13 protein-coding genes are annotated in these 12093 nt (G+C 46.2%); all 13 read left to right on the forward strand.

All coding sequences use genetic code 11. The features are described 5' to 3' along the window. Nucleotides 1-505: 505 nt before the first annotated feature. The 13 genes from WMO75_RS17065 (at nucleotide 506) to WMO75_RS17125 (ending at nucleotide 12023) form a co-directional block, all read left to right on the forward strand. The gene (locus WMO75_RS17065; protein ID WP_118253653.1) at nucleotides 506-775 is read left to right on the forward strand and encodes an AtpZ/AtpI family protein; all 270 of its coding nucleotides are present in this window, start codon (nucleotides 506-508) and stop codon (nucleotides 773-775) included. A 44-nt stretch (nucleotides 776-819) separates the two neighbouring features. After that, nucleotides 820-1239 carry a hypothetical protein gene (locus WMO75_RS17070; protein WP_118699483.1) on the forward strand — a complete coding sequence of 140 codons (420 nt, stop codon included), beginning with the start codon at nucleotides 820-822 and terminating at the stop codon, nucleotides 1237-1239. A gap of 39 nt (nucleotides 1240-1278) precedes the next feature. After that, entirely contained in the window at nucleotides 1279-2037 is a 759-nt protein-coding gene (locus WMO75_RS17075) for a F0F1 ATP synthase subunit A (protein WP_118699482.1), read from the forward strand. A gap of 216 nt (nucleotides 2038-2253) precedes the next feature. Continuing rightward, a complete protein-coding gene (atpE, locus tag WMO75_RS17080; protein WP_005428180.1) occupies nucleotides 2254-2532 on the forward strand; it encodes an ATP synthase F0 subunit C in 279 nt (92 codons plus the stop codon). A 100-nt stretch (nucleotides 2533-2632) separates the two neighbouring features. Further along, nucleotides 2633-3136: a F0F1 ATP synthase subunit B gene (gene atpF / locus WMO75_RS17085; protein WP_118699481.1), complete on the forward strand. Its 504-nt coding sequence runs from the start codon at nucleotides 2633-2635 to the stop codon at nucleotides 3134-3136. After that, entirely contained in the window at nucleotides 3133-3672 is a 540-nt protein-coding gene (atpH, locus tag WMO75_RS17090; protein WP_118699480.1) for an ATP synthase F1 subunit delta, read from the forward strand. The genes atpF and atpH overlap by 4 nt, the downstream gene beginning before the upstream one ends. A 48-nt stretch (nucleotides 3673-3720) precedes the next feature. Continuing rightward, nucleotides 3721-5250 (forward strand): F0F1 ATP synthase subunit alpha, encoded by a 1530-nt coding sequence (gene atpA / locus WMO75_RS17095; protein WP_022213589.1) that lies wholly within the window; start codon nucleotides 3721-3723, stop codon nucleotides 5248-5250. 24 nt (nucleotides 5251-5274) lie between these two features. Then, entirely contained in the window at nucleotides 5275-6132 is an 858-nt protein-coding gene (gene atpG, locus WMO75_RS17100) for an ATP synthase F1 subunit gamma (protein WP_022213588.1), read from the forward strand. A gap of 32 nt (nucleotides 6133-6164) precedes the next feature. Continuing rightward, nucleotides 6165-7559, forward strand: coding sequence for a F0F1 ATP synthase subunit beta (atpD, locus tag WMO75_RS17105; RefSeq protein WP_118253666.1), 1395 nt, complete (start codon nucleotides 6165-6167; stop codon nucleotides 7557-7559). Between the two features lie 12 nt (nucleotides 7560-7571). Next, nucleotides 7572-7973 carry an ATP synthase F1 subunit epsilon gene (gene atpC, locus WMO75_RS17110; RefSeq protein WP_173906171.1) on the forward strand — a complete coding sequence of 134 codons (402 nt, stop codon included), beginning with the start codon at nucleotides 7572-7574 and terminating at the stop codon, nucleotides 7971-7973. Nucleotides 7974-8123: 150 nt separating this feature from the next. Further along, complete coding sequence (cls, locus tag WMO75_RS17115; protein ID WP_291581765.1) at nucleotides 8124-9683, forward strand: cardiolipin synthase; 1560 nt, start codon at nucleotides 8124-8126, stop codon at nucleotides 9681-9683. Between the two features lie 301 nt (nucleotides 9684-9984). Beyond that, the gene (locus tag WMO75_RS17120; protein ID WP_022213584.1) at nucleotides 9985-10746 is read left to right on the forward strand and encodes a nucleotide-binding protein; all 762 of its coding nucleotides are present in this window, start codon (nucleotides 9985-9987) and stop codon (nucleotides 10744-10746) included. After that, on the forward strand, nucleotides 10743-12023 hold the full coding sequence (locus WMO75_RS17125) for a nitrogenase component 1 (protein WP_118699477.1): 1281 nt from the start codon (nucleotides 10743-10745) through the stop codon (nucleotides 12021-12023). Before WMO75_RS17120 ends, WMO75_RS17125 begins: the two co-directional genes overlap by 4 nt. The last annotated feature ends 70 nt before the right edge of the window (nucleotides 12024-12093 follow it).

Raw genomic sequence — 12093 nt, forward strand, 5'->3', positions numbered from 1 at the left:
CTTAAAAACTGCATAAACACAGGCAGATATACAGCGGACTACCAGTGGTGTGGGAACCTGCCATATCTGGCATGGAAAAAGCGAATGACTGCGTATGTCCTAAGTTACAGGCGTATCCGCCGATATTTAGCCTTGTCGCTTAAAGCGACTGAGGAGCACGTGACTTTAGTCATGTGAGATCCACTTTGAGGTTTGAGAATGATGTAAATATGTATGGTACTCAAGCGGCGAAACTGCAGAAAAAGCGGAAGGAATAGTTTGAGAATGATGTAAATTTAACAACCCTGCGTTACACCGAGGAGGTTTTGTCTCATTTTGGGACAGAACCTCTTTTTTGTTACATGACAGCAAAAAGACGGGAATGATATAATCCTAACAAAAACTTTGTTAGGATAACAAAATTATTTGAATAATTTGTACAAATGGATTGAGGTTTTTGCATTAATGTGGTAAAATCTGACTATGCGTAAAAGAAAAATTAACAAATAATTAGTAAAAAGGGAGAATGATATTGAAGCAGTGGTCAGAAATCCTGCGTAATGTCACAATGCTGTCCCAGCTGGGACTGTCATTTATCACACCGCTTCTGCTGTGCCTGGCACTCTGCTGGTTTATTACTTCCAGGACCGGTGTCGGAGGCTGGGTCTATATTCCTGGATTTTTCTTTGGGATGGGCGGATCGGCGACTGTGGCATATAAGTTTTATCTTTCTGTAAACAAGCAGGAGAAGAAAAAACACAAAAAAAATAAAATATATTTCAACAGACATTCATAAACAGCGATATGACGGACAGAATAAATGAAAGGAATAAAGAAATTATGAGCAGTATATTCGATAAGGTGCAGCCGGCAGTAAAAAAAGAAACAAGGAGAGTAGTCATGATCACGGCAGTCGGTCTGGTTCTGATGTGGATCCTTTTTGCAGGACTTCACTTTGCAATGCCGGACAAAGTGCCGTTGGATTATACCGTATTTCTGGGAGGCATCGGAGGAGGACTGATCGCAGTCCTGAATTTCTTTCTGATGGGACTGGCTGTTCAGAAGGCAGCTTCAGCGACAGATGAGGGAACTGCGAGAATGAAACTTAAAGCAAGTTATTCACAGCGTTTTCTGATGATGATGCTGTGGGTGATCGCAGCGATCGTTGCACCGTGCTTCCATTTTGTAGCGGGAATTGCTCCACTTCTGTTTCCGGGAACGGGAATCAAGATCGTGGGGATATTTCATAAACAAAACTAGGAGGGGAAAATCTGAGAAAGATGGGAGGTGAGTGAAGGAATGGAACTGGATATTAATGGGGCGAAGATACTTTTGACTTTACCCATTGACCTGCCGGTTCTGGGACAGTTAAAGATCAGTGAGACAATGGTGGTGAGCTGGATTGTAATGATCCTGATCACAGGTTTATGCATCTGGCTTACACATGATCTCAAGGAAGAAAACATTTCCAAACGACAGGCAGTAGCAGAGCTTCTGGTAGAGCAGGCAAACAAATTTGTTGTCGGCAACATGGGCGAGAAATTCAGATACATGATCCCGTTTGTTGCAGCACTTTTTGCAACGAGTGTGGTATCGAACCTGATAAGCCTTATCGGACTTCGAAGCCCGACATCAGATCTGTCTACGGAGGCAGCGTGGGCGGTCGTGGTATTTATCATGATCACTGCGCAGAAGATCAAGACCAGTGGATTCGGTGGGTATTTAAAGGGATTTACACAGCCGATTCCGGTCATGACACCGTTTAATATTCTTTCCGAGCTGGCAACACCGGTAAGTATGGCGTGCCGTCATTTCGGAAATATTCTTTCTGGTGTCGTTATCAATGGTCTGATCTATGGGGCACTGGCAGTGGCAAGTTCCGCACTCCTGGGACTGATCCCGGGACTTGTAGGTGATGCATTGTCACAGATACCTATTCTTGATGTAGGTATACCAGCTATTTTATCTGTATATTTCGACTGGTTCTCAGGAATTATGCAGGCATTTATTTTCTGTATGCTGACAGTTATGTACATTGCAAATGCAGCAGAGGAATAAGAAACGAACGTGTGGGAGCGTTCATTAGAAGAAAGGGGTAACTATTCAGTAGGTATATCCCGCGAGGCGTTTTGGCATGTTTTTGCCAAAATCCCGAGACATACAAGGCAAAATGCTATCACCGAAGGTGATGTGGAATGCATTTTGACTCGTAACTGTGAAGGGACTGAACAGTTACGAAAAGGGATAATAATTTTATTACAGGAGGTTTTTACTATGGATTTTCAGTTATTAGCAAAAGGTATCGCATTAGCAGGTTGTGCAATTGGAGCAGGATGTGCGCTGATCGCAGGTATTGGCCCTGGTATCGGTGAAGGTAATGCAGTTGCAAGTGCATTGGAAGCAATCGGACGTCAGCCAGAATGTAAGGGTGATGTTACATCTACCATGCTTCTTGGTTGTGCTATCGCAGAGACAACCGGTATTTATGGTTTCGTAACCGGCCTGCTCCTTATCTTCGTAGCACCTGGTATGTTTATGAACTTCCTGGGCTGATCAGGAAAACAGTAACGGATGTGTCAGATAAGAACGCATCACAGCAGGACAGGAGATAACTGCCAGCATAAGCGGGCAGTGACAACAGGAGGTTACAAACATGCAGGTACAGGAATTAGTAGGAATTGTGCCGTGGAATTTTGTAGCGACGATTTGCAACCTTTTTATTCAGGTGTATCTCATTAAGCGTTTTCTTTTCAAGCCGATCAACGAGATGCTGGACAAGCGCAAAGCCAAAGCTGACGCAGAGATCCAGGATGCAGTGAAGGCGAAGGAAGAAGCTCAGGCTATGAAAGCCGAATACGAAAAGAATATGCAGGAAGCCAGGGACAAGGCAAATGACATTGTCAAGACCGCTCAGAAAACAGCGGCTGTCCAGAGTGAAGAGATGCTCAAGGAAGCTTCCAGTCAGGTAACTGCCATGAAAGAAAAGGCAGAGAAAGACATTGCACAGGAGAGACGTAAAGCTGTCAACGAGATCAAGGGTGAGATCGGAGGCATGGCTGTTGAGATCGCCGGTAAGGTAATCGAGCGCGAAATTAACGAAGAGGATCACACGAAACTGATTAATGATTTTATTGAGAATGTAGGTGAGGCATCATGACACAGGCTGCCAAAGTCTATGGCGGCAGTCTGTACGATCTTGCTGCCGAAGAAAAGCTCGATGGACAGATCATGGAGCAGATGAATGAAATCAGACAGATTTTTCGGGAGAATCCAGGATATCTGAAATTACTGGGAGAACCGGCGATCCCGCAGGAAGAGAGAATGAAACTTCTCGATGAAGCCTTTGGCGGACAGGTAGAGCCGTATCTTCTTAATTTTCTTAAACTTTTATGTGAGAAGAAGATCCTGAGAGAGTTTTCGGGATGCTGTGAGGAATTTACCCGCAGGTATAATGTCGACCATGGCATTGTGGAAGCGGTAGTTACCAGTGCAGTTAAACTCAAAGAAGAACAGATGGAAGCCTTGCGCGCCAAACTGGAGAAGACAAGCGGCAAGAAGATCCATCTCACACAGAAGACAGACCCGACCGTTCTAGCCGGACTCCGCGTGGAGATGGAAGGCATACAGCTTGACGGAACGGTACAGGGACGTATTTCGGATATCACGAAGAAGCTGAATGAAGTAGTTGTTTAATAGAAATGAAAGCAAAAGCTATAAAATGTTAAAGGATGGAATGGACACATGCAATTAAAACCTGAGGAAATATCCAAAGTCATCCGAAGCCAGATAAAATATTATGAAAATGCGATACAGCAGAATGAGACAGGTACAATCCTTATGGTTGGTGACGGAATCGCACGTGCCAGCGGACTTGTGAACTGTATGGCAGGCGAATTACTGGAATTTGAAGATGGAAGTTTCGGTATGGCACAGAACCTGGAAGAAAACAGTGTTTCTATTGTAATATTTGGCTCCGATGAGAATATCGGTGAAGGCCAGACCGTAAAGCGTACAGGCAAAGTTGTGTCTGTACCGGTCGGTGAGGCTATGATCGGACGAGTAGTGAATGCACTTGGTCAGCCAATTGATGGTGCAGGACCGATCGATACAAAAGAATTTCGCCCGGTAGAGAGCAAGGCACCTGGAATCTGTGAGAGACGGTCTGTATATCAGCCGCTTCAGACAGGTATCAAGGCGATCGACTCTATGATCCCGATCGGACGGGGACAGCGTGAGCTGATCATCGGTGACCGTCAGACAGGAAAGACAACTATCGCAACAGATACGATCATCAACCAGAAAGGCAAGGATGTACTCTGTATCTATGTTGCGATCGGACAGAAACGATCTACAGTAGCATCTCTGGTGGAGAATCTTACCAGAAACGGTGCTATGGATTATACCATCGTAGTGGCTGCGACAGCTTCTGAATCCAGCCCGCTGCAGTACATTGCACCGTATTCAGGCTGTGCAATGGGTGAATACTTTATGAACCAGGGAAAAGATGTACTGATTATTTATGATGATCTGAGTAAACATGCGGTTGCGTACCGTGCACTTTCCCTTCTGATCCGTCGTCCGCCTGGACGTGAGGCATATCCTGGAGATGTTTTTTATCTGCATTCCAGACTGCTTGAGCGTGCAGCGAAGCTTGACGACGAGCATGGCGGCGGTTCCCTGACAGCACTGCCGATCATCGAGACACAGGCAGGTGACGTATCTGCTTATATCCCGACAAACGTAATTTCTATTACAGACGGACAGATATTCCTGGAAACAGAACTTTTCCATTCCGGTATCATGCCGGCGGTAAACCCTGGTATTTCCGTATCACGAGTTGGTGGAGATGCACAGATCAAGGCTATGAAGAAGGTTGCCGGAACTCTGAAACTGATCTATTCTCAGTATCGTGAACTTCAGAGTTTTGCCCAGTTCGGCTCAGATCTGGATGCTGATACCAAGGCACGTCTGGAACAGGGTGCACGTATTGTAGAAGTTCTGAAACAGAGCCAGAATGCTCCGGTGCCGGTAGAAAAGCAGGTAGCAATCCTGTATGCGGTGACCAAGGGCATCCTTGAAAAAGTTAACGTTGAAGACGTAAGCGAATATGAAGCAGGACTGTACACGTATCTCGATGCAGATGCAGCTGGTCTGGAAGTGATGCAGCTTATCAGCTCTACAGGCAAACTTGAGCCAGAAACAGAAGAAAAACTGCGTCATGTACTGGAAGCGTATACAGAGAATTTCCTGAATACAAAACCTGACAAATAATGTGAGTAGGAGGGTATAAATCATATGGCTGGAAATATGAAAGCGGTAAAGCTGCGTATCAAAAGCGTACAAAGTACGATGCAGATTACCAAGGCCATGGAGCTTGTTGCATCCTCCAAACTGCGTAAGGCAAAGGAACGTGCAGAAACCTGCCGTCCTTACTTCACAGAGCTGCATGAGACACTGAAAGACATTGCAAAAGAAAACATTGATTTTTCTTCTGTATATTCCAGAGAGTCCTCCAATCCCCGCACCTGTTATGTGGTGATCGCCGGTGACAGAGGACTGGCTGGCGGATATAATGCAAACCTTTTTAAATGTCTTGAGTCTGCAGCCGAAGGCAGGGACTATATGGTGCTGCCGATTGGAAAAAAAGCAGTTGAGTATTTCAGACAGAGAGGCATTGAATGCCTGACAGATAAGTTTGCAGAGATTGCAGGTATTTCTGTCGCAGACTGTTTTGAGATCGCGAATCTGCTTTGTGAAGAATTCCGCAAAGGAACATTTGGTCATATTGAATTATGTTATACCGTTTTTGCATCTATGCTTTCTCAGCGTCCGGAGGTATTTTCCATACTTCCTATGACAGATATCAGAGAGGAAAGCGGCGGCAGAGTGGATACAAGAAATCTGATCCTCTATGAGCCGAATGCAGAGGTTGTGTTTGATGCCATTGTTCCGGAATATCTGGCGGGGCTGGTTTATGGCGGTGTATGTGAGAGTACAGCCAGTGAACTTGCAGCCAGAAGAATGGCTATGGACGCTGCGACAAGTAATGCAGAAGAGATGATCGATAAGCTGAATCTGTATTACAACAGAGCACGACAGGCCAGCATCACGCAGGAGATCACGGAGATTGTTGCAGGTGCGGAAGGGCTTTAAAGGGGCTTAATTTAGCATAGGAGACTTAAAACATGAGTGAAAAACACATTGGCGAAGTAGTACAGGTCATCGGTCCGGTTCTGGATATCCGCTTTGCGCACGATGAACTCCCGGCTCTTCTCAATGCCATAGAAATAGAATCAAACGGCGCAAAGCTGACAGCCGAGGTAGCGCAGCAGATTGGTGACGATGTCGTGAGATGTATCGCCATGAACTCTACCGACGGTCTTGTCCGGGGCACAAAGGCAGTAGATACCGGCGGCCCGATCACAGTTCCGGTAGGAGATGCCTGCCTGGGACGAGTATTTAATCTTCTTGGAGATCCGGTAGATAACCAGCCGGCTCCGGAAGCACAGGAACGCTGGTCCATCCATCGTCCTGCTCCTTCTTATGAGGAGCAGATGCCGGCTACAGAGATCCTGGAGACTGGTATCAAGGTCGTAGACCTGATCTGCCCGTATGCAAAGGGTGGTAAGATCGGTCTGTTCGGTGGTGCCGGTGTAGGAAAAACAGTCCTTATCATGGAGCTGATCCACAACGTAGCTACCGCTCACGGCGGTCTGTCTGTATTCACAGGCGTTGGGGAACGTACCCGTGAGGGAAATGACCTTTACAATGAAATGAAAGAAAGTGGAGTTATCGACAAGACTGCCCTGGTTTATGGCCAGATGAATGAGCCGCCGGGAGCACGTATGCGTGTCGGACTTTCCGGACTTACCATGGCGGAGTATTTCCGTGATGAGAAAAACCAGGACGTGCTTCTTTTCATTGACAATATCTTCCGTTTCACACAGGCTGGTTCTGAGGTATCCGCGCTTCTTGGACGTATGCCGTCCGCAGTAGGATATCAGCCGACACTGGCAACTGAAATGGGTAACTTACAGGAGAGGATCACTTCTACACGTAAGGGTTCCATCACATCTGTACAGGCCGTTTATGTGCCAGCCGATGACCTTACAGACCCTGCTCCGGCAACAACTTTCTCACATCTGGATGCTACGACTGTACTTTCCCGTGAGATCTCCAGCCAGGGTATTTACCCGGCAGTAGATCCGCTGGATTCCACAAGCCGTATCCTTTCACCTGAGATCGTTGGCAAAGAGCATTATGAGATCGCGAGATCTGTACAGCGTGTGCTTCAGCGATACAAAGAACTTCAGGATATCATCGCCATCATGGGTATGGATGAACTTTCTGAGGAAGACAAGCGTACGGTAAACCGTGCACGTAAAGTTCAGAGATATCTGTCACAGAGTTTCTCTGTAGCAGAACAGTTCACAGGTATGCCTGGTAAATATGTTCCGCTGAAAGAAACCTTAAGAGGCTTCAGGATGATCCTTGACGGCGAATGCGATGACATCCCGGAGAGCTACTTCCTGTTTGCAGGAACCATCGATGAAGTATTCGAAAAAGCTAAGAAACAGTAAAGGAGGTGGCTTATGAGTACCTTCCCTTTACGGATCGGAACACCGGACGGACTGCTTTTTGAGGGCGATGTGGAGCGTGTGGTCTGCAGAAGCATCGGCGGCGATATCGCGATTCTTGCAAGACACTGTAACTTCTGTACCGCTCTTGGAATGGGTGAAGCCAGCGTAGTCATGGCAGATGGAAACAGACGGACTGCAGCCTGCATCGGCGGAATGCTTTCTGTCATGAACGGAACCTGCCGTCTTCTCGCAACCACCTGGGAGTGGAAAGAAGACATCGACGCAGAGCGCGCACAGGCAGCGAAGAAACGCGCCGAAGAAATGATCGCCAAGGGCGGTCTCACCGACCAGGAATACAAGATGGCATCAGCAAAGCTTCAAAGAGCACTGGTGCGTCTGAGTGTAAAAGAGTAATTACAGGGAGCGATGTTGATAGGAGCATCGCTCCTTTTTTGGACTGCAGTGCAAAAGATGTATTTACGGATTCGACATAAAGTGCTATGATGTGTTTCACTATCATACTGCAGGTTCAATCCGGACGCAGGAAAGAAGGAGTGAGATTTTATGAAATCTACTACGGTAGAAGGCAGGGCAAAGACGAAGAATGGAGTCACCAGGCTTGTTTTTTCGGTAATATGTATCCTGCTGGAAGTAATATTTATTATTTTAATGTTTACAAAGCTCAACAGATATGCAGAGGCAGTCAATCTTCTTACGAGAGTTGTGGGCGTGATCGTTATTTTGAACATGTATGCATCACCGGTTACCTCGACGATCAAAGTGCCATGGATCCTTCTGATCCTCATGTTCCCGATCATGGGACTTGGATTGTATCTTCTGGTCGGTCTGAACGGTGGTACCGAAAAGATGAGGAGGCGTTATCAGAAAATCGACGAACAGCTTTTGCCGCTGCTCCCGGCGAACAGAAAGATTCAGGAAAAATTACTGCAGAAAATTCCAAGAGCCGGAAATATTTCTTCCTATATCCACAGAAATGCTGCGTATCCGGTGTATCAGAATACAGATGTGACCTATTTTGATGAGGCGGCAAAGGGACTGGAAGCACAGCTTCAGGATCTGGCCAAAGCGGAGCAGTTTATCTTTATGGAATACCATGCAATTGAGGATGCCGAGGCCTGGCACCGGATTCAGCAGGTGCTGGAAGACCGTGTAAAGGCAGGTGTGGAGGTCAGGGTATTCTATGACGATATGGGCTCGATTGGTTTTATTAATACAGACTTTACCAAAAAGATGGAAGCAGTCGGAATCCGCTGTCGTGTATTTAATCCGTTTATGCCAGGTCTGAATCTGTTTCTGAACAACCGTGATCACCGAAAGATCACCGTGATCGACGGCAAAGTCGGATTTACAGGCGGATATAACCTTGCGAATGAATATTTCAATCTGACACACCCTTACGGACAGTGGAAGGATACGGGCATCCGTCTGGAGGGCGATGCGGTGCGTTCTCTGACAGTGACTTTCCTTGAGATGTGGAATGCAGTTAACGACAAGGATGAGAATGACACGGATTTTGCCCGGTTTTTGCTGGAATATCCGTATAAAGCACAGCAGACTGGATTTGTTCAGCCATATGCGGACAGCCCATTGGATGGCGAAAAGGTGGGAGAAGAAGTTTACATCAGCATGGTGAACAAGGCAGAAAAATACTGCTGGTTTATGACACCATATCTGATCATTACCGATGAGATGGCACATGCAATGACTCTTGCCGCAAAACGAGGCGTAGATGTAAGGATCATCACGCCGGGCATTCCGGACAAAAAACTGATCTACAGTGTCACCCGGTCTTTTTATCACGAACTGGTCAAAGACGGCGTGCGGATCTACGAATGGACACCGGGGTTCTGTCATGCAAAAATGAGTGTTGCAGATGACTGTATGGCAACCTGCGGAACCATCAATCTGGATTACCGAAGCCTGTATCATCATTTCGAAAACGGATGTTTTATGACAGACTGTGATGTGGTTCTGGACATCCGAAATGACCTGCAGGAGAAAATGAAAGAATGCCGTGAAGTCACCGAAAAATACCGTACTGGCCGCAGTGCATATCTTCGCCTGAGCCAGCTGCTTATGAGACTGTTTGCGGGATTATTATAGGAAAAAGGCGTGAGAGATATACTTGTTAGCATTGACTCACCGGGTATGTATAAAGTAAAATAAAAACATATAAAACGTAGAATATGAAGAAATAAATAAAAACAGAACAGACTCTGACGGCAAGGAATTTCATCCGAGCGGGAATAGTTGTTAATGTGAAATCTACAGATTGCTGTGAATGAAATAAACAGTAATATTTACAGGACTTCTCTACCCTGACGGTGGAGGAGTCTTTTTGCATTTATGGAGATTTTTTACAGAGAATACAGGGTCTGTTATGAAACAGGGAGGGGATTTACGAATGCTGAAAGTAGCAATTTATGGAAAGGGCGGTATCGGAAAATCAACCGTGACCTCCAATCTGGCGGCGGCTTTTGCATCCATGGGGAAGAAAGTCATTCAGATCGGATGTGACCCGAAAGCAGATTCTACGATCAATCTGCTTGGTGGTGAACCACTTCGCCCGGTGATGAATTACATGCGTGAAGAGGACGAGGAACCAGAGAAACTTGAGGACATTTCAAAAGAAGGATTTGGCGGTGTTCTCTGTATTGAGACAGGCGGTCCGACACCGGGACTTGGCTGTGCAGGAAGAGGAATTATAGCAACTTTTCAGCTACTGGAAGACCTGAGGTTATTTGAAACCTATCAGCCGGATGTTGTGCTTTATGATGTGCTTGGCGATGTAGTCTGTGGTGGCTTTGCAGCACCGATCCGTGAGGGATATGCGGAAAAAGTTCTGATCGTAACCTCTGGAGAGAAGATGGCACTGTATGCAGCAAACAACATTTCCAGTGCTGTACGGAACTTCGAAGACAGAAGTTATGCGAGAGTTTTTGGCATTGTCCTGAATCATCGAAACGTTGAAAACGAAACCGAAAAAGTGCAGGCGTTTGCACAAAAAAGCAATATTCCGATCGTAGGTGAAATACCAAGAAGCGATGAAATCATCCGATGGGAAGACCAGGGCAAGACCGTGATCGAAGGAGATGCAGGATCTGAGATCAGCAGACGTTTTTTTGACCTGGCAGAAATGCTTTTGAAAGCAGAGGAAGAAGAATGAGCAGAGCCTATTATTGTACAGTAGAAGAATTAAATGAGCGTGGGAGGGACAATATTCCGGACCAGTTCAGATCAAATATGCACCTGATCTACAGCTCTCCGGCGACACTTGCCTTTAACTCTCCGGGAGCAGAAGGATTCGGAGTTAAGAGAGCCGGACTTGCTGTTCCAGATTCGATCATGCTGATCGTGGCACCGGGATGCTGCGGACGAAATACATCCCTGATCAGCTCCATGCGCGAATATGACAATCGATTTTTTTATCTGATGATGGATGAGACAGATATCGTGACAGGACGTCATCTCAAGAAAATACCAAAAGCAGTAGAAGAAATCTGTAACAGCCTGGATAAGAAACCATCTGTTGTGATGATCTGCATTACCTGTGTAGATGCACTTCTTGGCACAGATATGGAGCGTGTCTGCCGTAAAGCGGAGGAGAAGACCGGACTTCCGGTGCGTCCATGTTATATGTATGCATTGACCAGAGAGGGACGGAAACCACCGATGGTACATGTGCGACAGTCTTTATATTCTCTTCTTGAGCCGACAAAAAAGAAAGGAAATGTCGTCAATCTTCTGGGATTTTTCTCGCCGCTTGTGGATGACTGTGAGCTGTATGATCTGCTTCACAGTGCAGGGATCAAGACGATCCACGAGATATCCAGATGCAGAGATTTCGAAGAATATAAGACCATGTCGGAGGCGAATTTCAATCTGGTACTGCATCAGGAATCACGTTTTGCGGCAGAAGATTTTAATGACAGACTGAAGATTCCGTTTATTGAGTTACGACGTTTATATCAGACAGATAAAATACAGAATCAGTATCAGGCGCTTGCGTCTGTGCTGGGAGTTTCTTTCGAACTGGACAAGTATCGAGAAGCAGCAGAACAGGCAATCGAAGACTTTCGAAAAGTCTGTCCGGATGCATCGTTTGCCGTTGGGGAATGCATGAACGGAGATCCGTTTGAACTGGCACTTGCCCTTCTGAAATACGGATTCAAAGTACCGGAAATCTATGGAACGATCACAGTAGAGAACTTCGTATATATGAAACAGCTTGCCCTCTTAAGCCCGGAAACAAAAGTATTTTCCAACATGGAACCAACCATGATCTACTACGATCCGGCGCAGAGCGGTGTAAACATTACCATAGGCAAAGACGCCCTCTACTACCACCAAAACTGCCCGGGCCTGATGTGGAACCAGGACGAGCAGCCGTATGGCTTTGCGGGAGTGAGACGGTTGTTTGAGGCGTTGAAGGAATGCATATGAGTAATAAGAGCATCTACAAAGAGGTGGATGCTCTTATTTTGTCGAACGATTTTTTCTTGAATTGAAAGAT

Source organism: Blautia intestinihominis, assembly GCF_040096655.1.
Lineage (GTDB): Bacteria > Bacillota > Clostridia > Lachnospirales > Lachnospiraceae > Blautia_A > Blautia_A intestinihominis.